This window comes from uncultured Allofournierella sp., from assembly GCA_944382705.1.
GTDB lineage: Bacteria > Bacillota > Clostridia > Oscillospirales > Ruminococcaceae > Allofournierella.
In genome coordinates, this window is sequence record CALWNE010000026.1 from 1 (window position 1) to 21,702 (window position 21,702).

At 53.3% G+C, this 21,702-nt stretch carries 19 protein-coding genes; 4 read left to right on the forward strand and 15 right to left on the reverse strand.

The features are described 5' to 3' along the window. Positions 1–239 precede the first annotated feature (239 nt). The 4 genes from ACH2EM_RS03385 to ACH2EM_RS03400 all read right to left on the reverse strand — a co-directional run bounded on the left by ACH2EM_RS03385 (position 240) and on the right by ACH2EM_RS03400 (position 3,717). Positions 240–920, reverse strand: coding sequence for a C39 family peptidase (locus tag ACH2EM_RS03385; protein WP_395150669.1), 681 nt, complete (start codon positions 918–920; stop codon positions 240–242). A 99-nt stretch (positions 921–1,019) separates the two neighbouring features. Further along, positions 1,020–1,685, reverse strand: a complete 666-nt coding sequence (locus ACH2EM_RS03390; RefSeq protein WP_395150670.1) for a hypothetical protein — start codon at positions 1,683–1,685, stop codon at positions 1,020–1,022. After that, complete coding sequence (locus ACH2EM_RS03395) at positions 1,682–3,055, reverse strand: sensor histidine kinase (protein ID WP_395150671.1); 1,374 nt, start codon at positions 3,053–3,055, stop codon at positions 1,682–1,684. The genes ACH2EM_RS03390 and ACH2EM_RS03395 overlap by 4 nt, the downstream gene beginning before the upstream one ends. Continuing rightward, a complete protein-coding gene (locus tag ACH2EM_RS03400) occupies positions 3,052–3,717 on the reverse strand; it encodes a response regulator transcription factor (RefSeq protein WP_395150672.1) in 666 nt (221 codons plus the stop codon). The genes ACH2EM_RS03395 and ACH2EM_RS03400 overlap by 4 nt, the downstream gene beginning before the upstream one ends. 287 nt (positions 3,718–4,004) lie before the next feature. On the opposite strand from ACH2EM_RS03400, the gene uxuA reads away from it, so the two are divergent. The 3 genes from uxuA to ACH2EM_RS03415 are packed head-to-tail and all read left to right on the forward strand — an operon-like array spanning position 4,005 to position 7,428. After that, positions 4,005–5,081 carry a mannonate dehydratase gene (gene uxuA / locus ACH2EM_RS03405; RefSeq protein WP_395150673.1) on the forward strand — a complete coding sequence of 359 codons (1,077 nt, stop codon included), beginning with the start codon at positions 4,005–4,007 and terminating at the stop codon, positions 5,079–5,081. A gap of 14 nt (positions 5,082–5,095) precedes the next feature. Beyond that, complete coding sequence (locus tag ACH2EM_RS03410; RefSeq protein WP_395150674.1) at positions 5,096–6,709, forward strand: mannitol dehydrogenase family protein; 1,614 nt, start codon at positions 5,096–5,098, stop codon at positions 6,707–6,709. Positions 6,710–6,756: 47 nt separating this feature from the next. Next, positions 6,757–7,428, forward strand: coding sequence for a GntR family transcriptional regulator (locus ACH2EM_RS03415; RefSeq protein ID WP_395150675.1), 672 nt, complete (start codon positions 6,757–6,759; stop codon positions 7,426–7,428). A gap of 81 nt (positions 7,429–7,509) precedes the next feature. On the opposite strand, the gene ACH2EM_RS03420 is transcribed toward ACH2EM_RS03415, so the two are convergent. Genes ACH2EM_RS03420 through murD form a run of 3 tightly spaced genes read right to left on the reverse strand, consistent with a single transcriptional unit; the run spans position 7,510 to position 10,972 of the window. After that, positions 7,510–8,781, reverse strand: coding sequence for an aminotransferase class I/II-fold pyridoxal phosphate-dependent enzyme (locus ACH2EM_RS03420; protein ID WP_395150677.1), 1,272 nt, complete (start codon positions 8,779–8,781; stop codon positions 7,510–7,512). An 8-nt stretch (positions 8,782–8,789) separates the two neighbouring features. Next, positions 8,790–9,584, reverse strand: coding sequence for a GNAT family N-acetyltransferase (locus tag ACH2EM_RS03425; RefSeq protein ID WP_395150678.1), 795 nt, complete (start codon positions 9,582–9,584; stop codon positions 8,790–8,792). Beyond that, positions 9,581–10,972: a UDP-N-acetylmuramoyl-L-alanine--D-glutamate ligase gene (gene murD, locus ACH2EM_RS03430; RefSeq protein ID WP_395150679.1), complete on the reverse strand. Its 1,392-nt coding sequence runs from the start codon at positions 10,970–10,972 to the stop codon at positions 9,581–9,583. Before murD ends, ACH2EM_RS03425 begins: the two co-directional genes overlap by 4 nt. Before the next feature lie 286 nt (positions 10,973–11,258). Between murD and ACH2EM_RS03435 the strand changes: the two genes are divergently transcribed. After that, positions 11,259–12,878, forward strand: a complete 1,620-nt coding sequence (locus ACH2EM_RS03435; RefSeq protein WP_395150680.1) for a peptide ABC transporter substrate-binding protein — start codon at positions 11,259–11,261, stop codon at positions 12,876–12,878. A 382-nt stretch (positions 12,879–13,260) separates the two neighbouring features. Here ACH2EM_RS03435 and ACH2EM_RS03440 read toward each other — a convergent pair whose 3' ends face one another. From ACH2EM_RS03440 to rplQ, 8 genes are all read right to left on the reverse strand, one after another. Then, the gene (locus ACH2EM_RS03440) at positions 13,261–14,196 is read right to left on the reverse strand and encodes an AEC family transporter (protein ID WP_395150681.1); all 936 of its coding nucleotides are present in this window, start codon (positions 14,194–14,196) and stop codon (positions 13,261–13,263) included. Positions 14,197–14,343: 147 nt separating this feature from the next. Beyond that, complete coding sequence (locus ACH2EM_RS03445; protein WP_395150683.1) at positions 14,344–15,492, reverse strand: ribose-phosphate pyrophosphokinase; 1,149 nt, start codon at positions 15,490–15,492, stop codon at positions 14,344–14,346. 999 nt (positions 15,493–16,491) lie between these two features. After that, on the reverse strand, positions 16,492–17,325 hold the full coding sequence (locus tag ACH2EM_RS03450; protein ID WP_395150684.1) for an energy-coupling factor transporter transmembrane component T family protein: 834 nt from the start codon (positions 17,323–17,325) through the stop codon (positions 16,492–16,494). After that, complete coding sequence (locus ACH2EM_RS03455) at positions 17,318–19,030, reverse strand: ABC transporter ATP-binding protein (RefSeq protein WP_395150686.1); 1,713 nt, start codon at positions 19,028–19,030, stop codon at positions 17,318–17,320. The genes ACH2EM_RS03450 and ACH2EM_RS03455 overlap by 8 nt, the downstream gene beginning before the upstream one ends. Before the next feature lie 130 nt (positions 19,031–19,160). Beyond that, on the reverse strand, positions 19,161–19,709 hold the full coding sequence (locus ACH2EM_RS03460) for an ECF-type riboflavin transporter substrate-binding protein (RefSeq protein ID WP_395150687.1): 549 nt from the start codon (positions 19,707–19,709) through the stop codon (positions 19,161–19,163). Between the two features lie 74 nt (positions 19,710–19,783). Further along, complete coding sequence (locus ACH2EM_RS03465) at positions 19,784–20,638, reverse strand: S-adenosyl-l-methionine hydroxide adenosyltransferase family protein (protein WP_395150688.1); 855 nt, start codon at positions 20,636–20,638, stop codon at positions 19,784–19,786. Between the two features lie 39 nt (positions 20,639–20,677). Continuing rightward, positions 20,678–20,905, reverse strand: coding sequence for a hypothetical protein (locus ACH2EM_RS03470; RefSeq protein WP_395150689.1), 228 nt, complete (start codon positions 20,903–20,905; stop codon positions 20,678–20,680). Between the two features lie 423 nt (positions 20,906–21,328). Beyond that, positions 21,329–21,670: a 50S ribosomal protein L17 gene (gene rplQ / locus ACH2EM_RS03475; RefSeq protein WP_058965276.1), complete on the reverse strand. Its 342-nt coding sequence runs from the start codon at positions 21,668–21,670 to the stop codon at positions 21,329–21,331. Between the last annotated feature and the right edge of the window lie 32 nt (positions 21,671–21,702).

Genomic DNA, 21,702 nt, shown 5'->3' on the forward strand with positions numbered 1-21,702 from the left:
CCAGCTGTCCTCGATTTTCTGTGTTCTTTACCAGCATTTTTATCACCCTACACCATTATACCCCATTTTCTTCCATGATACGAGAAAAAGGCCGCCTTTTGGCGACCTTTTTCGACAGGCTGAACCATCCAGAGGCCATGCTCTGGATGGTTTTTTGCCGTTAGCTAACTTTGCAGCCTGTTTTACTGCCCCTGCAGCCGCTCACAGGGTTTGTGCAAGCTCTGGCCAAGGCTAGCATTTTATCGGAACGAGATGCACACCGCCTGAGAGCCCAACGAATCAAATCTTGCCTGCACCACTTCTTTTGGGTAGGCAACCACACTGCCTGTTTGAGGGTCGTTCAATAGGTAGTTGTTCTCGTCGTACCCCACCAAAACCAGGCAGTGCTCTCCTGCCGTCCAGGTAAAATAGGTGCCATCACTCAGATACCACGAGTTGCCTACCTGAGGTTCCCGCATCTTCATGGTGGCCCAAATCAAAAGAGGCTGCCCCTGATCTATGTATCGATTGCAAAGGGAGCTCAGACTTTTTCCGTAAATGGTCTTAGCCTTGTACTCTGTGCTGTTGTTATTCACTGCTTGTGCAATAGGTTCTGCAAAACACCCGTAAGAATAGCTGGAAAAAGGATCGCCCGCAAACACCACACTGGGGTCCGGCCCATAGGTTACTCCTTGGTCGGTATAAAATCCCCCATCGCACTCAAGCCAGCTGCTGGCAAATTCCTCTGGTGTAATGCTGCTTCCATAATATTGCAGCACCATGGTGGCCGCTGTGGCTTCGCAGCCGGTGGGCAGCTGGGGATACTGGCTTAATGCGGGCACCGCCAAAAGCTTATCTTCTTTGCCGCCCATTCGCTGCCATAAAAATACAGCAGCCGCTGCAACCAATACGATACAAAACAATCTTTTCAAACGCTTCATGCTTTCATCAATCCCCCGTTATCGTTTTGTTTATGATACGAGGGCCATGTATCGCAATCTTCGCATAGTTGTATCATATTTGTAAATTTCTGCGGGATTTCAGGGATTTATGGATTCTTGCTGCAAAACAAATTCCACCCCCCACCGCTGTGACTGAACCGACTGATGTATCCTAACTTCAAATGCTCCGTTCAGCTTCAGGGTCTCCAGGGCATAACACTCCACCGACTGGGCCATCTGCTGGGCCTGCTCCTGGGGCGACAGGCACCGAAGGTTCAGCAGCGTTTTAGTGCGTTCCTCATATAACATGGCCGATTTTTCGGTGCCGTTTTGCTGCACAAACTCCACATACATTACTTTTATCCCCACAGGCATCCGATCAACAGACACCAGCATCCTTGTCTCCGCACAGGAAAAATCCTGTGCCTGCAAGGCCTCCGAAAATTGCTGGTATATTAGCGACTGGCTGCCAAAAATTTCTTCCATTACCTGCTGTGCATCCTCTTTTACAGCTCGTATTTCCCCTTCTTCTGTCAGGTTTCGGGTCTGGTTCCAGTCATCATACCAAATCAAGCCTTCTGCATAGGCTTTTGCTACCTGCTCACAGGTCAGCTCCACATTGGTAAGGCCGCTATGGTTCCAGTAGGTTGGCTCACTGGCCAGCGCCTCTGCGGATTGATTAAACAGCCACTGGGGCAGTACCGCAACGCAAAGGGTAAGCACCACCAGCACGGCCAATGCCCCCACGGTTTTTGCATAACTCATGGCTGCTCTCCTTTCTTAGCCAGCATAAAGGACACCCGCGTCCCCCTGCCTGGCTGGCTTTCAAAGCAAAGCTGTGTACCATGAAGGCCTGCAATCTCCTTGCACAGGGCAAGCCCAAGGCCAGCTTCTCCATTCCGCCGGGAGCGTGCTTTATCCTCACGAAAAAACGGTTCGGTAATAAAGTTCAGATTTTCTGGCTGAATTCCCCGGCCCCAGTCCTGTACAAACACCTGTACCTCATGCTGCTGCATACGGGTGTAAAGCAAAATCCTGCCCCCTGGTGCAGAAGCCTTAAAGGCATTGTCTGCCAGATTGTACAGCAGCGAAAGCAGCAGCACCTCGTTGCCCATTACAACAGCCTGCTGAAAATTCACCTCAAAATCCACCTGATATTTTTGCGAAAGCTGCCGCAGGGTTACTTCCAGCTGCTCTGCAAGCTGGCTTACCTCCAATGGTTCTAAAGCAGCCGTGCTGTTTTGCAGGGCATACAAATCCAGCAACTGCAACGAAAGCTGCTCCAGCCGTTTACTCTCCCGATAAATTGCCTGCGCCGCCTGCTTCCGCTCCTGTTCTTCCAAGGGATAAGCGTCCAGCATCTGGGCATAGCCCAGAATAGCGGTCATGGGGGTTTTTAATTCATGGGTAAAGTCCGCCACAAAAAGCTTTCGCTTCTCTGCTTCCTCTTTCAGCTGGTCAACTGTTTGCTCCACCGCCTGGGACATCAGGTTAATGCTGGACGCAAGGTTTGCAATTTCCTGATCCGAGGTTTTTACACGAACTTTTTTGCCGTAACTGCCCCCTGCAATTTCATCGGTAATCTTGAGCACCTGATTTAAAGGTTTTACAATCTGCCGGGTAAGGGCAAACAGCAGCAATCCACTCATGAGCGAAACGCCAATGGCCACAAACCGGTAGTTCACCCAAAAGGAGTTTGCCTGTTGGCGCAAAGGCGTAAAGTCGCAATACATGGCCAGATACCAGCCCTGTCCGCTATCCTCCACTTTGTAGATGGATTCCAGAAAAATTTGATTTTGCTGCTGCACAAAACGAGAAACTCCCTGTCCCTTTTCCAGCTGAAATGCCAGTGAGGGCACCGTTGCTTGGGTATAGAGCACCACATCTGCCATGTTGCTGTTTTGTGTCAGGCTCTGTACCGCCTGCTCCACCCTTTGCTGCTCCAGATTAAGGAAATCAATCATGAGCATAGCTTCAAAACAATCCACCAGGTACCGCACCTCCAGCTCGGCCTGCTGGCGCTGCATCCTCCACAGGGCATTGCTGTTGTGGTTTTGCATCAGCACACCTGCAACCCCCACCGAAAACAAGACCAAGGTATAGGCCGCGCAAAAAAATTTCAGAGATAGTTTCATGGAAGCTTCTCCTCATTCAGCCGATAGCCCACCTTATAAATGGTTTCGATGGCATCGCCCAGTTCCAGTTTCTTTTTCAACCGCTGGATGTGCAGGTCTATGGTTCTGGTGTTGCCCAGATAAGGCTCCTGCCATACCTGCTCGTAAATGGTTTCCCGGTAAAGGGCAATATTTTTGTTGCGTATTAAAAACAGCAACAAATCATATTCCTTGGCGGGCAGTGGAACGGGGGTTCCGTCCAGCTCCACTGCTCTGCACAATGTATTTACCTGGATTTTGCCCAGGGTAAGTGTCGTTTGACCTTTTTGGTAACGGCGCAGCACTGTTTCAATCCTGGCAAGCAGTTCCTGCAAATCAAAGGGTTTTGTAATGTAATCTTCTGCTCCAAGGCGCAAGCCTTTTACCCGGTCCTGCACAGCGGTTTTTGCTGTTACAAATATCACCGGAATTTCAAATTCCTTTATGTATTCCAGCAGCTCGTAGCCATTCATATCCGGCAGCATAATATCCAGCAGAATCAAGTCGTATCGTTTTTGTTCCAGCAATCCTGTGGCTTGCGCCCCATCTCCGGCTACATCGCACAGATACCCATGCTTGCTCAGGCACATTTTAACCATCTGACCAATGGACTGTTCATCTTCTATCATCAATATGCAGCTCATTCATTCCACCTCACGGGTTTCATTATACTCAGTTTTGTATCGTTTTTGTATCCTGCTTTGTGGGCAAACGCTGTATCCGGCTTTTTTGCTGGCAGCCGCTTTGCCCCATTCCATCGGCAAATCTGCACAAAGTTTGATGTGATTTTTTTACAAAAGCAATCTTGTATACTAGTAGACAATTCACCGTCTACAAGCTATACTAAAGCTATTGGCTTGCTTGATTGTTCCGGATTTGGGGCAAAGAAAACCATGGCAAGCAGGTTTTGAAGTGCAAGGAGGATTTTTAAATGAAAATGACCTTCCGCTGGTACGGTGCCGAAAGCGATGCCGTCAGCCTTTCGCAAATTCGCCAGATTCCCGGCATGAGCGGTGTAATGGGTGTACTGGATTACAAAGCCGCCGGCGAAGTGTGGACCGAGGAGGAAATTGCCGCCTACATCCACCAGATACAAGCGGCTGGCCTGGAGTGCGAAGTAATTGAATCGGTAAATGTGCACGAGGACATCAAGATGGGTCTGCCCAGCCGGGATGCTTACATCGCCAACTACTGCACCACCATTCGCAATCTGGCAAAATTCGGTGTCAAGGTGATTATCTATAACTTTATGCCGGTATTCGACTGGTTGCGCACCGATCTGGCACGGGTAATCCCCGAAGATGGCTCCAACAGCCTGTACTTTGATGAAAAAGACCTGGGCAGCATGACTCCGCTGGATTTGGTGCGCAATACCATGGACCAGAGCAACGGCTTTACCCTGCCCGGCTGGGAGCCGGAGCGTCTGGCCGAGCTGGAAGCCACCTTGCAGCGGTACCAGTCCATCTCTCCAGACGATTTGCGGGCCAACTACCGTTACTTTTTGGAGGGCATTATCCCCACCTGTGAGGAATGCGGCATCGTGATGGCCTGCCACCCGGACGACCCGGCCTGGCCTATCTTTGGTCTGCCCCGCATCGCCCACAGCAAGGAGGATTTTGACAAAATCATTCAGCTGTACGACTCCCCTTCCAACGCCATCTGCCTGTGCACCGGTTCCCTTGGCTCCAACCCGGACAACGACATTCCAGCCATCATCCGGCACTTTGGCTCCCTCAATCGAATCGGTGCCATGCATGTGCGTAATGTAAAGCATTTAGGTTATCATAAATTCCGGGAGGCTTCTCACCTGTCTGCTGATGGCGATTTGGATATGTTCGAAATCATGAAAGCCATCCATGATACCTGCCCCAACACCTACATCCGGCCCGACCATGGCCGCATGATCTGGAACGAGCAGGGCCGCCCCGGCTACGGACTGTATGACCGTGCTCTGGGTGCCACCTACCTGAACGGCCTGTGGGAGGCCATTCAAAAATCGTCCCGTTAAGGAGGAACATTCTTATGCAGCTTTCGTATGCAGGCATTCAGCAAACAGAGGACTGGCAGAAGGCCGGAGTGCGTCTGCCCAAGTTTGACTGGAAGGCCATGACCGCAGCCACCCAAATAGCCCCCACCTGGGTGCATTTTGGTGCCGGAAACATCTTTCGTGGTTTCATCGCCAAGCTTCAGCAGGATTTGCTGGAGCAGGGTCTGGTGGAACAGGGCATTGTTGCAGCAGATACCTTTGATTTTGACATCATCGAAAAAATTTACACCCCCTTTGATTCCATGACCCTGCTGGTGAACCTCACCCCCGAAGGGACCATGGAAAAAAGCGTGGTGGCCTCGGTGGCAAAGGGGCTGCGGGCCACTCCCGCCTTTGCCCAGGACTGGCAGCAGCTGTGCCATATTTTTCAGGCTCCTTCTTTGCAGATGGTAAGCTTTACCATCACCGAAAAGGGCTACGCCCTCACCAATCTGGAGGGCCAGTTCTTCCCCTCTGTGCTGGCAGACTTTGAGGCAGGCCCCAGCCAGTGCAGCCATGCCATGAGCCTGGTGTGCGCCCTGCTGCTGGAGCGTTTTAAACAGGGTGCCGCTCCCCTGGCTCTTGTAAGCATGGACAACTGCTCCCACAACGGCGAAAAGCTCCGTTCCAGCATTACCACCGTGGCACGCCAGTGGGCACAGCGGGGCTTTGTGAGCCAGGACTTTGTGACCTGGCTGGAGGACGAGACTCAGGTCTCATTCCCCTGGTCCATGATTGACAAAATCACTCCCCGCCCCGCCCCTGTGGTGGAACAGGCATTGGCCCAGGCAGGCATTGAAAACATGGCTGCTCTGGTCACCTCCCGCAATACCTTTATTGCTCCCTTTGTAAATGCCGAAATTCCCCAGTACCTGGTGGTGGAGGACCGTTTCCCCAATGGACGCCCCCCGCTGGAAAAAGCCGGCGTGTTTATGACCGACCGCAACACGGTGAACGACACCGAGCGCATGAAAGTTACCACCTGCCTGAACCCCCTGCATACCGCCCTGGCTGTGTACGGCTGCCTGCTGGGGTACACCAGCATTGCAGCGGAAATGCAGGACCCGGAACTGCGCAGCCTGGTTTGGGGCATTGGACTTAAAGAAGGTCTGCCCGTTGTGGTGGACCCCAAAATCCTTAGCCCGGAAGCATTTTTGAAGGAGGTACTGGAGCTGCGGCTGCCCAACCCCTTTATCCCGGATATGCCCCAGCGCATTGCCACCGATACCAGCCAGAAGGTGCCCATCCGCTTTGGCGAAACCATTAAGGCCTATGCCGCTCGCCCTGATCTGGATGTGCAGCAGCTGCACTGCATCCCCCTTGCCATTGCAGGCTGGCTGCGGTACCTGCTGGCAGTGGACGACAACGGCCAGCCCATGGAATGCAGTGCCGACCCCATGCTGCAAACCCTGCAGCAGCAGCTGGCAGGCATTAAGCTGGGCCAGCCGGATACCGTTGAAGGCAAACTGGATGCCATCCTTAGCAATCCGGTGGTGTTTGGCTGCGATTTGACAGCACTGGGCCTTGGCGATAAAATTGAAAGCATGGTCAAGGAACTGGTCGCAGGCCCCGGTGCCGTGCGGGCCACCTTGCAGCGCCATCTTAGCTGAGGGCTGCCTGCCCTTGCCATGGCATTTTTTAAGCAGGAGGCAAAAGGATGCAATTATTGGAACGGCTCACCCGGGAAAGTGGCCGGGAATACGCCCTTCGCACCCTAACCGAAAACATTGTAAATTTGAACCTGGCTCCTGGCAGCCAAATCAGCGAAAACGAGCTGGCACAACAGCTTGGCCTCTCCCGTACACCCGTACGGGAAGCACTGATTGAGCTGGCCAAAAGCCGAGTGGTGGAAATTGCCCCCCAAAAACGAACCCTTGTAACCCCCATCTCCTATGAACTGGTGGAGGAAGCAGCCTTCATCCGCCGGGTATTGGAGTGTGCTGTGGTGGAACTGGCCTGCACCATGGCCACCTCGCAAGACCTGGCCCAGCTGGAAGAAAGTGTTCGGCTGCAACATTTTTATCTGAACAGCCACTCTAACCAAAAACTTCTGGAACTGGACGACGCTTTTCATGCCCAACTGTTTCAGATTGCCCAAAAGCCCCAGGCATTCCAGCTGATGAAGGCAACCTCCATTCATCTGGACCGCATCCGCCGCATGAGCCTGGAGAGTGTAAAGGAACTCAAGATTGTACAGGACCACCAGGCTATTCTGCAAGCCCTCCAGCGGCAGGATGCCCAAGCTGCCCGCCAGGCCATGGAGCTGCATCTGGAACGCTTTCATTGGGATGAGCTCGCCATCCGTTCCCAGTTCCCCGCCTATTTTTAAAACTTCATCTTATAAGCAAACATCCCCCGATGCCAGCTGCATCGGGGGATATTTTTTATTGCCTGGTCTAAAAACAACCGGTTATTGAGCGTCCGGCTGGCCAAAGGCCCGCTGCACTGCCGTGAGAATGCCTGCACGGCTGGCAGCAAAATTGAGGCCACCCTGCAAATACACGGTATAGGGGGGACGCATGGGGCCGTCACAGCTCAGTTCAATGCTGCTGCCGTTGGTAAAGGCACCGGCGGCCATAATCACCTCGCTGGTATAGCCGGGCATGGCGTAGGGTTCCGGGCTTACATAGCTATCCACCGGGCTGCCAGCCTGAATGCCCTGGCAGAAGGCCACCATGGCCTGGGGGTCGCCGGTTTCAAAACTGGTAATAATATCGTTGCGGGGCTCGGTATACCGGGGCAGGGGATTTTTGCCCAGCAGTTCCAGCAGGCAGCTGGCATAGATGCTGGTTTTAATTGCCTCGGCCGTTACGCCCGGTGCATAGTACAGGCCAAGGTAAAGCTGCCGCAGGCTATCCAGCGTGCAGCCCAGCTCCCGGCCGGTGCCGGGTGCGGTAAGCCGGTGGGCGCACTTTTCCACCAAATCCCGCCGGCCTGCTACATAACCGCCGGTGGGTGCAATGCCGCCGCCTGCGTTTTTAATCAGGCTGCCCACAATCAAATCTGCTCCCACGCTGGTGGGTTCTGCCGTCTGGGTAAACTCGCCATAGCAGTTATCCACCATCACCACAATATCCGGGTTTGCCTGCTTGGCGGTGGCAATCACCTTGCCGATGGTTTCCAGGTCAAAGGCGCAGCGGCTGGAGTAACCCCGGCTGCGCTGGATGTGGCAGACCGTTGCTCCCACAGCCTTCTGGGCAATCAGCTGGTAATCCGGCATTCCATCCTCCTTGAGAGGTGCTTCATCGTAGGCTACGCCATATTCTGCCAGGGTGCCAAATCCCTTGCCAGCATCCCCAATGCCAATGACACCTTCCAGGGTGTCGTAAGGGCGGCCGGTGGCGGCCAGCAGAGTATCCCCTGCACGAAGCAGACCAAACAAGGCCACCGTCAGGGCATGGGTGCCGGAAAGGAAATGGCTGCGGCACAGAGCATCCTCCGCTCCCACCACCTGGGCAAATACCTCGTCCAGACGGTCACGGCCTGCGTCATCGTAGCCATACCCGGTGCTGCCCATCATGTGGGTGGCGGCTACCCGGTTGTCGGTAAAGGCTTTCAGCATCTTCACCTGGTTGTAATCCCGAATGGCATCCACCGCTTCAAAGTGGGGCTTGCACAGCTCCATAGCCTGCTTGTCCAGCTGCTGGTAAAAGGGACTGATTTCAAAAAACTGCTCAATCATGTATTTCTTCATCCTTTGGTCGATATAGTAGTAGTGGGTGGCCTGTAAATGCCGCCCTCACCCGCCGGGGCAAAGCCCAGGCGCGTGTAAAAGGGTTGGAGGGCCGGGCTGCAAAGCAGCTCCACCTGAAAGCCCTCCCCCTGCAGATGGGCGGCCAGCTGGACGGTAAGCCAGCTGGCCAGCCCCTGATGCCGCCTATGGGGTATTGTCTCTACCCCGGACAGATACGCACAGCCTTCCCAAAGGCCCCAGGCCCCTGCAACAGCCGCCAGCTGGTCTGCCTGACGCACTGCCCAGATACGCCCTGCCCCATGGTTGCACAGGGTGCACATTTCGCTGTATAGTTCATCCAGCACCTGCTGGCTTTGGCCTGCAAAGCTATCACTGGCAGCCATCAGCTGGGCCACCTGCCACAAAGAGGGCTGCTGTTCCAGCTGTATCTCCTTTGGCATGGGCTGGGGCCGGGGTGTGTGCAGCTTCATGGCCACCAAGGGCTTGGCACACTGCCAGCCCTTGGGCACTGTGCCCGCCGTCCGCAGCTGGTCCACGCCTAAAAATTCCAGGCAGCTGGCCAGCTCCTCCGGCTGGGCCCAGCCTGCCAGCAGGGCGCTTTTGCCCCGCACCCCCAGCGCCAGAGGCCGTTGCCCCGGTGCGCCGGTGCAAAACTGCCAGGGAGAACCCGGCAAACTGCCAAACACCACAAAACGGCTGGCCAGCTCGCAAACCACCGGGCTGGGGTCTGCCTGCCCAAGGGCCTGCATCACCTGCATACGCTGGGCATCGGTGGTGACGGTGCCAATCACAGGGCATTCACCAGTTCCTTAAAGTGACGGCCACGCATCTCAAAGTTCGGGTACAAATCAAAGCTGGCAGAAGCAGGCGAAAGGCTGACCACATCCCCCGGCTGGGCGGTTTGGTACGCCAGCTGCACTGCCTGCTGCATATCCTTTGCGTGCAGAATTTTCAGACCGCTTTCCTCAAAACCAGGGCAGCTGCGCACCGCCTGTTCAATTTTGGGCCCGGTCTGGCCCATCAGCACCAGCACCTTTGCGTGTTTGAGCAGTTCCGGTGCCAGAGGCTCGTAGGGAATTTTTTTGTCGTAGCCGCCTGCAATTACAATGATTTTTTGCTCAAAGCTCCGCAGGCCCGCAATGGTGCGGGTGGGGCTGGATGCAATGGAATCGTTGTACCACTGCACCCCGTTCAGCAGGCGCACCGGCTCGATGCGGTGTTCCACACCGGTGAAGGTGGAGCCTACCTGCTCCATGGCGGATACCGGCACCCGGCCCCACACCGCTGCAATGGCAGCCAGCAGATTTTCGATGTTGTGCACACCCCGCAGCTTGATGGCATCCTTGTGCAGGATGGGGGTCAAAGTGCCATTCTCTGCCATGCACAGCATACCGTCCTGGCGTAAAAAAGCGCCATTTTCGGTGGGCTGAAGGCGGGTAAACCAGCATTGCTGGCCCTTGCAGTCCCGGGCCATCTCACGGGTGATGTCATTTTCGTACCCCAGTACAGCCCGGCAGCCTGCGTCCTGCCACAGCAGAATGTTCCGCTTGGCGTCCACATATTCCTGCATATCCTTGTGGTGGTCCAGGTGGTTGGGGGTCACATTGGTAACCACCGCCACACGGGGGCTGGTGCGCATGCTGATGAGCTGAAAGCTGGAAAGCTCCACCACGGCCTCATCCGCCGGGTCGATTTCATCCAGAATGGGCAGCAGTGCCCGGCCGATGTTGCCGCCCAGGTGCACTTTGCGGCCCGCTGCCTCAAACATGGCTGCAATCAGGCTGGTGGTGGTGGTTTTACCATCGGACCCTGTTACCGCTGTAATTTCACAGGGGCAGTACTCAAAAAACAGCTCCATCTCGCTGGTAACAAGGCTGCCGTCAGCCTTGGCCTGCAGCAGCTGGGGGGTAAAATATTCAAAGCCTGGTGTGCGCAGAATAATGTCCTGCCCAGCCAGCCCATCCAGATAGCCTTCTCCCAGGCTGAGGGTTACCCCCAGCTGCTGCAGATGCTGGCCATACTCCCCAAACTGTTCCAGGGATTTCTGGTCGCACAGGGTAACCTTTGCCCCCATCTGGCAAAACTGGCCAATCAGGGTTTTATGGCTTACGCCCGCCCCAATAAACGCCACCTTTTTGCCCTTCACAAATTCCGCCAGCTTCTGCCGATCCTTCTGCATCTTGCATCAACGCCCCTTTTAAAATCAATTCTTTTGCTATTATAGTCACTTTTGCGCCACTGCGCAACCAAAAGCACCAGTATCGTTTCATCCCCTTGCAGCACGATGTTTGCTCTGGCAAAACCATCCTGTGAATTTTTTGAAAATTTCTGCGTATTTTATGGTACATTATTTGAGTTTTGTGTGTTTTTTTGATAGGATAAAACAGGATATCGCCTTCAGGCCCCAGCCTGCACGGCAGTATTCCTGTTCACAAGTATTTTTGCTCTGAAAGGCATTGATCGATATGAAAAAACGAATCCTCTCACTGGCCCTTTGTGCAGCACTTACACTGGGCCTTCTGCTTACCGGCTGTTCCGGATCCAGCAGCAGCTTTACCTGGAAAGTGTCCAGCGTTCCCGCAAACCTGGACCCTCAAATGGCCAACACCAGCCAGGAAATCATCGCCGTTACCAACCTGTACCGGGGCCTTACCCGCATGGACGAAACCAACACTCCCGTTCTGGACTGTGCCGAAAGCTATACCCTCAGCACCGACGGCCTAACCTATACCTTTGTTTTGCGCAGCGATTTATCTTACACAAAACTCAAAAAGCACACCAAGGAATATGAGCTTACCGCTAAAGACTTTGTGTTTGGATTGCAGCGCACCCTCATGCCCCAAACAAACAGCCCCTATGCCCAGCTGTTTGCAAACATCCAGGGTGCTGCCCAGGTTATGGCCGGCGAAGCTCCTGCTTCTACCTTGGGCATTACTGCACCCGATGACCGCACGGTGGTCATTCGCCTTGCCCAGCCGGATGCAGATTTTTTATCCAAACTGGCCAGTCCCGGTGCCATGCCCTGCAATCAGGAATTTTTTGAGGCCAGCGGCGGCTCCTACGGTTTGAGTGCTCAGTACACCCTTGCCAACGGCTGGTTTTACATGTACAACTGGAACGAGAACGGCCTGTTTTTGCGCCGCAACGCAACCGGCAGCCAGATTGCCAGCCTGCGGCTGGTATTAGACGAGGAATCCCTTGCGGCCTCCTCTGCGGCTCAATCCGTCTCCAGCAGCAGCGACAGCCAGGTGACAGTACCCAGCCCTGCCCAGCGCATTCTGGATGGTGAGGCAAGCGGCGGCATTGGTTCCGTCAGCAGTGCCCAGGGGCTTACCACCATACCTTTCACCACCACCACCTGGGCTTTGGTGTTCAACACGCAGGAGCCGCAGCTCTCCTCCCCTGCTGTTCGGCAAGCCCTTATCAGCAGCATCCAGCAGGCCACCGTAAACCTTAGTGCAGATTTTTCTGTGGCCGAGGGGCTTATCCCGCCTTCGGTCACGGTGCAAAGCACCAGTTACCGGCAGCAAGCCGGTACCATTCTGCCCGCCGCAGTGAGCAATGTGAGGGAACTCTGCCGCCAGGGGCTGGAAAGCAGCGGTCTGACCCGGTTTGATAACATTCAAATTTTAATGCCGCAAAACCAATCCGTCCAGGAGATGGTCAGCCAGCTGAACCAGCAGTGGCAGCAGGATTTAGGTGCATTTTCTGCCTATTTCTCACTCAAGCAGGTAACCCAGCAGGAACTGGAGCAAGCCCTGCAAACAGGCAGCTACCAAATTGCACTGGTTCCTCTTACTTCCACCAGCAACAGTGCCGCAGCCATGCTCAAAACCTTTGCCGCAGGCGCCTGGACCGGCCTTGTGGATTCAACCTTTGACCAGGCAATGGAAGGGGTGAATTCTGCCAGTCAAACTGCAGCCGGGCAGATTTCCGCTTGCGAGAAGCTGCTTATGGACCAGTACAGCGTCTATCCCCTATGGTATGAACAACAGGCCCTACTGCTGGCCCCCAACATAAAGGGGGTAGTGTTCAACCCCTTTGGCCCCGTCCTGGATCTTACCTGGGCCACAGCCACCGACTAAGTCGGTTCGTTTTAAGCCACCCGGTTTGCCTTTGGGCAGACAGGGTGGCTTTTTTGCCGCATTCTTCACGCCATGCCACAGGTCACGGCGCAAACAGAAAAGTGGTTTTGTTTAAAAATGACTTAGGTCATTTTATTTGTTTTGATGGATTCTTTCTTGTATGGCTCTGCCCATTTGTTGTTTGTCATTCATTTCTTCGCCGCCCTGCCAATGATGTTGCAACCTTCAAAAAATCCCGGTGTTATGCGGTTTTTTCTTATTTTGTATTGGTTTATTACAGCCCTCGGCAAAAACCGACCTAAGTCATTTTTATGAAAATGCCGCAAAAAAACAGCCACCCTCCAAAAAATTACTTTCCAGAAAGGGTGGCTGAAGCTATATATTATCCCATCAAATACTGGTACAAAAATACCATCAAGGGCATTGTGATGATACACAGCAGGGTGGTCATCACATTGATTTTGCTGGCCTCCTGTGGCTGGTTGTCGTACACCTGGGCCATCTGCACAATGGTGGAGGCCGCCGGGGTCATGGTGGCAAACAGCACCACCAAAAGCAGCATGGAGCCATTCTCTACCCAGCCTGCCATACCAATCGCCTTCATGGCCAGAATGGTGAGTACCGGGCAAATCAGCAGCCGCAGGGCACTTACCAGGTACACCCGCCCCGTACCGAACACCTGTTTCAGGTCCATGGTGGACAGCAGCACGCCGGTTACAATCATGCTCATGGGTGCAAACAGTGCGCCAATGGAGGTTGCAGTCTGGCTAATCAGGCTGGGCAGCCGGATGCCCAGCACAAACAAAAGCAGGCTTATTGCCACTGCAATAAGGTTTACATTTTTCACAAGGTCCTGCCAGCAAAAACTTTTGCTCTGGCTCATGGCGCTTTTGCCATGGGTCCACAGTACCAGCTGCTGCACCACAATAAACGCAAAGGCGTACAGCAGCCACTCCTGGCCCAGAACATACCCAACAATGGGCAGAATCAAATTTCCTGCATTGGAGTAAAACACCGAGCACTGCTCCATCGAGTTGAGCTTAAAGATATATCTGCCTGCTGCGGTCACCAGTGCCATTACCAGATGAGCCAGCACAGCAGCTGCTCCCGCAAACAAAAGCCCCTGTACCGCTTGGGGAGTTACCTCCTTCTGAAATGCATTCAGGGTGACACAGGGCATAACTCCATACAAAACCACCTGAGACAAAGCCCTGCTGCCTGCACGGTCCACAATATGGGCACGGCCCAACACCCAGCCCAGCAAAATCATTAAAAACAACTGCACAATCTGCTCCACAAGCAGGATACTGATTTCCATAAAACGATTTCTCCTTTTGCCAATATGCCTGGAACGCCCCGTCTGCCGCTGGGAAATTCCCGGCCACAAAAGCGGAACCGGCCCAACACTGCCGCCAATGGCTCCGCAGTGTTGGGCCGGTCGCTTATGATTCAACGAAAATTGAACTTACTTTACGCCGTGCTTTTTCAGCAGAGCGTCAATCTTGCTGTGCGGATCGATGATCTCGCCCACGCTCATGTCGTGGTTGATAGCCTCCACAAAGTAAGCGATGTACTTGGAAACATCCACTTCGTGGAACCACTCACGGCTCAGCAGGTCCGGGGTGCGGTAGGTCAGGTTGGTACCAAACACGCCGTTGATGATGCCTTCCTTGTAGGCACGGTCAAACTCGGTGAGGCCGTTGGTGAAGATGGTGTAGGTTGCATAGCAGAAAATCCGCTTTGCGCCACGCTTCTTCAGCTCGTAGCCCAGGTCCAGCATGCTCTCGCCGGAGGAGATGATGTCATCGGCAATGAATACATCCTTGCCTTCCACGCTCTCACCCAGGTACTCATGGGCAACAATGGGGTTACGGCCGTTGATTACACGGGAGTAGTCACGGCGCTTGTAGAACATACCCAGGTTTACACCCAGCACGCTGGAGTAGTACATATTGCGGTTGATGGCGCCTTCGTCCGGGCTGATAACCATGAAATTCTCACGGTCAGGCTTAAAGCCTTCCAGGTCACGGAACATTGCCTTCAGCACCTGATAGGTGGGCATTACATTGTCCATACCCATCAGGGGTACAGCGTTGGAAACACGAGGGTCGTGTGCATCAAAGGTGATGATGTTCTGCACGCCCATGCTCTGCAGCTCCTGCAAAGCGTAAGCGCAGTCCAGGCTTTCACGGTAGGCACGGCGATGCTGACGGCTGCCGTACAGCAGAGGCATGATAACGGTAATGCGGTGAGCCTTGCCGGAAGCGGCCTGAATCAGGCGCTTCAGGTCCTGATAATGGTCATCGGGGCTCATGCAGTTTTCATGACCAAACATCTTGTATTTGCAGTTGTAGTTGCCCACATCCACCACAAAGTACAAATCGGCACCACGGACGCTCTCCCGGATAACACCCTTGCCGTCGCCGGAAGAAAAACGGGGGCACTCGCTGGGAATGATGAAGGTATCCTTCTGCACACCTTTTTCTTTTGCCCACTCTACCAGATGGCGGTCAATCAAAGCGGTGAGTTCCTGGGCGCCAGGAGTAGCAATCAGGCCCAGCTGGGCTACCCCGTTGTTGCCGGTCAGAATTTCTGCATCATTGGACTGATACATGGTTGTAACGCTCCTTCGTGTTGTGTACATGTTTGCTCGTCTTACAAAAAGACGCACTTTCGATTCAATTCCATATTAACATACATTTTACGATGAATTCCAGCAAAATTGGCGGTTTCCTGTATTTTCTGCGGCTTGACTTTGTTAGAGTGTGTTACAGGGCAAAAACTATGCGTTTTGCCCAAAAGTCTCTCGTTGGAGCCACTGCCTGATCCCGGTACTGGGGCTGCCCTGCCTGATGGTGCGCTTCAACCCGCCAATACAGCAAACCTTGCGCTGCACTCCACTTACCGTTTTGTGCAGCCAATCGCCTGCAAGTGCAGCGGCAGGGCTTGCCCGGCAGAGAGGCTTCATTCTCCAGCCAATCCTTCTGCCCGGTTGCTTTTCCAGCCCCATGCCCTGCCCGCCTTGCCAAAAGTTTATTGCTTATTTTTTCCGGTGCACTTTCCAATATGCAGTACCGAACATTTCTGTGGGTTTGGTGCTCCGGTAATCTCTCCGTGTTGTTGGATGGCCTTCTTAGTCAGTGTTGGCCAGCTTTGTTGGCCTGTCTCGTTTGGCCGGTCTTTTTGCTCATCCATGTCGGCCAATCTTGTTGGCCAGCCTTGTTGGCTGGTCTCGTTGGCTGGTCTTGTCGGCTGGTCTCGTCGGCCAGTCTTGTTGACTGGTCTCGTCGGCTGGTCTCGTTGGCTGGTCTCGTTGGCTGGTCTCATTGGCCAACTTTATTGGCTAGCCTTATTGGTCAGCTTTGTATAAACCGGCTTGCTTGTGTGCGCCCCTCGTTACATCTTTTTGATACATTAAGTATAATTCAATTAATTTAATACTTTTAATCGGATATTCTTTCAAGGTTTTTTGTATTAATCCGTCTAAAAAATCCAATTTGTAATAAATCTAGGCATCAATTCGCTGCGAAAATCCCCCATCTTCCTGGTGGTGGATGGGGGATTTAAAGGAGTTATCTATCTTGTTTTTCGTTTCTTATCAGGTGATGCCTGCTTATTGGAATGGGTTAAAAAACCGGCTGCCCTGCAACACAATCAGCCCAACACTTACAAGCAACAACCCCACAGCCAAGGCCAAGGCCAGCCAATCTTCCTTTTTAAAGGGCCGCTGCATATACCAGCTGCGCTTTTTGTGCTTTCCAAAGCCACGCAGCTCCATGGCATTGGAAATAGTTTCAATGCGGGATAAGCTGGCCATTACCAAGGGCAACAGAATGGCCGCAGAGTTTTTGAGGCGGGTAAAGGTTTTATCCTTACTGCTCAAATCAATGCCTCTGGCCTGCTGTGCCTGGCTGATGTTATGGAAATCCCGCTGAATATCCGGGATATAGCGCAGGGCCAGGGCCACCGCATACCCCACTTTATAACTCACGCCAATGCCTGCTAGGCTGGCTGCAAACTCGCTGGGGTTGGTTGCCAGCACAAAGAGCAGCGCCACAGGAATCACCGCACTGTACTTTAAAAAGAAGTTTGCCAGGTAAAACAGCGTCTCCACCGTAATGTCATACCGCCAAAACAGATGAGCCAACACGGTTCTGGTGCCGTAAATCTGGGTGCCCTGGTCCGGCGCAAACAGATAGAGAGCCGTCAGGTTCAGCACTACTAGTACCATCATAAACAGCAAAGCGTCCCGCACTTCGGAAAAACGAATGCGGCTGAGAGCAAACAATCCCATGCCGCCCAAGGTCATGGCCAGCAGAAGCCTGGTGTCATAGGTGAGCATCGCTGCGGTGCTCCACAGCAAAAAGAAGGCCAGCTTTGCTGTACCGGTCAAGCCATGCACCACCGACTTGCGGGGCAGATAGCTCAAGGCTGCATTCTTACTCATGGTCTCTCACCTGCCTGTCGTAATCAATAAACCGTTGTACAAAGGCTTCGGGCTGCTCCAAACCGCACTGCTGAGCCAGACCGAACAGGCTGGTTTCCTTCAGGCTGGCAGCCTGCACCAGCTGGGGCTGGGTGAGGGCTTCCACCGCTGTACCGTCATGAATCAGCCGTTTGTTTGCAAACACCAAAGCCCGGTGGGTGTATTCCTGCATCAGGTGCATATCGTGGGTAATCATCAGTACGGTGACACCAGCCTGATTGAGGCCCCGCAAAAACTCCATAATTTCGGTGTAATGGCGGAAATCCTGACCGGCGGTAGGCTCGTCCAGAATAATAATTTCCGGGTTCATCACCAGAACGCTGGCAATGGTCACACGCTTTTTTTGCCCAAAGGAAAGGGCGGAAACAGGCCAATTCCGAAAAGGGTACAAGCCACAAATCTTGAGGGTTTCTTCCACTCTCTGGGTACGCTCCTCGGAGGTCAAATCCGTTTGCAGCAAACCCAGCTCCACCTCATCCCAAATCATAGGCTTGGAAAGCATCTGGTTGGGGTTCTGCATCACATAGCCCACATGAGCAGCCCGCTCTTTGATGGTATCCTGTGCCAAATCACGGCCATTCAGCAGAATGCGGCCACTGGTGGGGGTTTCAAACCCACAAATCAGCTTGGAAAGGGTGCTTTTTCCTGCACCGTTGCGGCCAACAATGCTCACCATTTCGCCCTTGTGCACGGTAAAGCTTACATGCTCCAGGTTGGTCTGCCCTTCTTCATATCCAAAGGTCAAATCCTCCACCTTCAGAAGCTCCGGCCGTCCCTCTGTTTTGGGAGCATCTTCCATGCTGTGGAACCAACTGCGTACCTTGGCCTTGTCCTGCTGGGTGAGCGCCAGTTCCTCCAGATAGGCTGGCGCTTTCTGGGGGGTAATCTCCACGCCTGCATACTTCAGTGCCGTCAGGTACAGCGGCTCACGAATGCCGGCCTGCTGCAGCAGACTGCCTGCCAGCAGTTCGTTGGGGGTGGTATCGGCCAGAATGCGGCCTTCCCACACCAGCACGATGCGATCCACATGCCGCCAGAGCACATCTTCCAGTCGGTGCTCAATAATGACCACTGCCGCACCACTGCGCTTTTGGATGGAATCAATCAATTCAATGGTCTGCTTTCCGGTGGCTGGGTCCAAGCTGGCTAAGGGTTCGTCAAACAGCAAAATCTGTACATCATCCACCATTACGCCTGCCAGGCTTACCCGCTGCTTTTGCCCACCGGAAAGAGCATGGGGAGCGTGGTGCAGGTGCTGCTGCAAGTCCACCAGACCTGCCACCTGCTCCACAATTTTTTTCATCTCAGGTTCCGGCACCATATCGTTCTCCAGTGCAAAGGCAATATCCTCTGCCACCGTCAAACCAATGAACTGACCATCCGGGTCCTGCAAAACGGTGCCCACATAATTGGAAAGTTCAAACAAACTGCTTTTAGCCGCATCCACACCGGCCACAGTTAACCGGCCGGTGCATTTACCAGGATAACTAAAGGGAACCAAGCCGTTGATGCAGCTGGCCAGGGTACTTTTACCGCTGCCGGAAGGGCCAACAATCAGTACCTTTTCTCCGGGGTAAATGGCCAGATTGATGTCGTACAATGTGGGCTTTGCCTGGGCATCGTACTGAAAGCCAAAGTCTTTGAATTCAATAATGGGCTGCCGCATGGCTTGTTCCCTCCTATCCGTTCTAAACTCAAATAAAGCGGGGCGTGCCTTTCAAAGGCTGCCGTCCCGCTTGCAGACGCCTGAATACCCCTGCCAGCGTTTTTTGCACCAGCAGGGGCCGGGCCATTTTTTACTCTTTATCCAGAGAACCGCGCTTGGTACGGCTTTTGGAATAAGCCAGCATCAGCAGCGTGCCTACAATACCGGTGGTCACTGCATTCAAAATGCCGGCGGTGATACCCTGGGTTACTACCTTGGACATTTTTTCGGCATACACCACCACATCCAGGCAGGGAGCCACCAGAACCCAAGCCACCAGATGAGCTGCCACCTGAGCCAGGTTAAAGGTGATGATTTCTTTTTTGCCAAACTCGCCGCTTTCCAAATCCAGTTTGCTGGTCAGCAAACCCACCAGCAAACCAAAAACGCCACTGGCCAAAATCCAGCTCCACCAGGGGCTGCCCCAGCTCAGGTCAATGAGGGTGTGGCCTACAAAACCAATCAAAAGGCCGGCCACCGGGCCAAACATAGCCGCAAACAGGCCCAGAATGCCATACTGCAAGTTAAAGGTGGTGTTGGGCACCAGGGGTACAGGAATTGCCACAAAGCGGCCCAGCACAAAAAACAGCGCTGCACCAATGCCAATGGCCACCACAGTTTTTACCGACATCTTTTTCATTGTTTTCCATCCTCTTTCTTTTTATATTCCACCGCAGCGCACCAAAACACTGCGGTTTTGACAGCCAGTTATGCTTATTCGTAAATGACCCGTGGAGCACGGCGCAGCTCAATGCGCCAGTTGGTTCCGGTGCCAATGTTATAAGCACGGGCAAAGCTGCCCTGGTTGATGGCAACCGCCATGTTGTCCAGGCTGTTCACATACAGAAGGGGTTCACCCAGAGATACATCCGCAAAACTTTTGGCGTACAGCATAATGTTTTTGTACAACATACGGGTATCGTTGCGAATGGTAATTTCCACCCGCTGGCCATGGGTCACACCCAACTGCTGAAACAGCGTGCGGGGGATGTTGCTCCACAAACTGCCAAAGCGCACATCCAGCACATCAATGGTGCCGCTTACCACATCGTCTTCGCACACGGCATCCACCACAGCCAGTTCCACAATGCTCTCCGGATCGATGGAGGGGCCCACTTCCTCCCAGGAAATCACACCACTTGCCAGCCGGGCGCCGGTAAAGGCGTAAATATCACGGCCATGGAATGTGTAGCTTTCGCCAGAATTGGGCAGACGGTTGCGTTCCTCGTCAATGATACGGGCCTCGGTAATGCCGCACATCCGTTTAATGTGGGTCAGTGTGCCGTTATCGGGCGTAACAATGTACTGGCCCCCTGCGGTTTTAGCCACAATACTCCGCCGGTCTGTACCCACACCAGGGTCCACCACGCTCACAAACACACTGCCCTGGGGCCAGTACTGAACGGTTTGAATCAAGCGGTAGCTTGCTTCCCAAATATCGTATTGAGGGATATCATGGGTCAAATCGAACACACGCAGTTGGTCGCACACACCTTCGGCCACGCCGTACATGGCGCTTACCGCACCATCCGCCCGGCCAAAGTCAGATTGTAAAATCAATGGTTTCATACCCATCAACACCCCTTTTTGTAATTCTATCCCCAGTTTTCAAGGCAGCAACCGCTTTATTTCATCGGTATCTCCTTGTTTTTTGCACTGGCGGCGCTGCCTTCTTTCAAGCAACATTTTAATTATAAAAACTATACCCCTCTGCGTCAAGATTCCGCAGCTTTTTCCTGTATTTTTAATAGGTTTTTCTTTGATTTTCTGTGTTTTATTTCTCTTTTGTACACCACTTTGCTCCAGGATTCTGCCTGCTGTCAGTAATCCTGGCAATTTACTCTCTGCCCAAACATTTTCTCGCCTTTAAAGCAATCACTTAACTTTCCTTTTACGATGCTTTTCTAATTTCTTTGCTGGCAGCAGAACAATCGCAGCAACGCATTGTGCCGCTTTATCCCTATTTTTCTCCAGTGAGTTTGCATCAGCTTCACTTTCTGTGCAGCTTTTCGGCCCCAGTCTGGCAAATACAGCTTTTTTGCTTACAATTAGCCTATTCCACTCCATGGTCACAGCATTGCTGCGCATTTTACCACTGATTTTCTATTGTATGCCAGGCCAGTGGTTTTAAATCAACGAACATCTGCCCCAAACAACTCCTGGGAGCATCCCAGTGGCTTTTGGGCCGCCTCAAAATAGCAAAAGCCCCCCGCTCTGTGCACACAAAGCGGGGGGCTTTTAGCTTAGCTTAATGTAAAATCAAACCAGCTCGATGATTGCCATCTCAGCGGCGTCGCCACGGCGAGCGCCGATCTTGATGATGCGGGTGTAACCGCCGTTACGGTCGGCATACTTGGGGCCGTACTCGTCGATTACTTTCTTGGCAACAGTCTCCTTGGTGATGTAGGAGAAGACCTGGCGCTTAGAATGCAGATCTTCCTTCTTACCGAGGGTTACCATCTTTTCGGCCATAGAACGAACTTCCTTGGCACGGGTAACGGTGGTTTCGATTTTGCCGTTTTCAAACAGGTAGGTGACCATAGCGCGCAGCATAGCGTTGCGGTGATCGCTGGTCCGGCCGAGTTTTCTGGTACCGGGCATCCCGTTTCACTCCTTTGCAGTAATTACTCGTC

What these genes read in the sequence shown, in the direction of transcription:
- rplQ (WP_058965276.1), bottom strand. Translation starts at nt 21,670, where the DNA reads ATGCCCGGTACCAGAAAACTCGGCCGGACCAGCGATCACCGCAACGCT.
- ACH2EM_RS03420 (WP_395150677.1), bottom strand. Translation starts at nt 8,781, where the DNA reads ATGATTGAGCAGTTTTTTGAAATCAGTCCCTTTTACCAGCAGCTGGAC.
- ACH2EM_RS03435 (WP_395150680.1), top strand. Translation starts at nt 11,259, where the DNA reads ATGAAAAAACGAATCCTCTCACTGGCCCTTTGTGCAGCACTTACACTG.
- ACH2EM_RS03465 (WP_395150688.1), bottom strand. Translation starts at nt 20,638, where the DNA reads ATGAAACCATTGATTTTACAATCTGACTTTGGCCGGGCGGATGGTGCG.
- ACH2EM_RS03415 (WP_395150675.1), top strand. Translation starts at nt 6,757, where the DNA reads ATGCAATTATTGGAACGGCTCACCCGGGAAAGTGGCCGGGAATACGCC.
- ACH2EM_RS03450 (WP_395150684.1), bottom strand. Translation starts at nt 17,325, where the DNA reads ATGAGTAAGAATGCAGCCTTGAGCTATCTGCCCCGCAAGTCGGTGGTG.
- ACH2EM_RS03445 (WP_395150683.1), bottom strand. Translation starts at nt 15,492, where the DNA reads ATGTATCAGTCCAATGATGCAGAAATTCTGACCGGCAACAACGGGGTA.
- ACH2EM_RS03460 (WP_395150687.1), bottom strand. Translation starts at nt 19,709, where the DNA reads ATGAAAAAGATGTCGGTAAAAACTGTGGTGGCCATTGGCATTGGTGCA.
- ACH2EM_RS03395 (WP_395150671.1), bottom strand. Translation starts at nt 3,055, where the DNA reads ATGAAACTATCTCTGAAATTTTTTTGCGCGGCCTATACCTTGGTCTTG.
- ACH2EM_RS03400 (WP_395150672.1), bottom strand. Translation starts at nt 3,717, where the DNA reads ATGAGCTGCATATTGATGATAGAAGATGAACAGTCCATTGGTCAGATG.
- ACH2EM_RS03390 (WP_395150670.1), bottom strand. Translation starts at nt 1,685, where the DNA reads ATGAGTTATGCAAAAACCGTGGGGGCATTGGCCGTGCTGGTGGTGCTT.
- ACH2EM_RS03440 (WP_395150681.1), bottom strand. Translation starts at nt 14,196, where the DNA reads ATGGAAATCAGTATCCTGCTTGTGGAGCAGATTGTGCAGTTGTTTTTA.
- uxuA (WP_395150673.1), top strand. Translation starts at nt 4,005, where the DNA reads ATGAAAATGACCTTCCGCTGGTACGGTGCCGAAAGCGATGCCGTCAGC.
- ACH2EM_RS03385 (WP_395150669.1), bottom strand. Translation starts at nt 920, where the DNA reads ATGAAGCGTTTGAAAAGATTGTTTTGTATCGTATTGGTTGCAGCGGCT.
- ACH2EM_RS03410 (WP_395150674.1), top strand. Translation starts at nt 5,096, where the DNA reads ATGCAGCTTTCGTATGCAGGCATTCAGCAAACAGAGGACTGGCAGAAG.
- murD (WP_395150679.1), bottom strand. Translation starts at nt 10,972, where the DNA reads ATGCAGAAGGATCGGCAGAAGCTGGCGGAATTTGTGAAGGGCAAAAAG.
- ACH2EM_RS03455 (WP_395150686.1), bottom strand. Translation starts at nt 19,030, where the DNA reads ATGCGGCAGCCCATTATTGAATTCAAAGACTTTGGCTTTCAGTACGAT.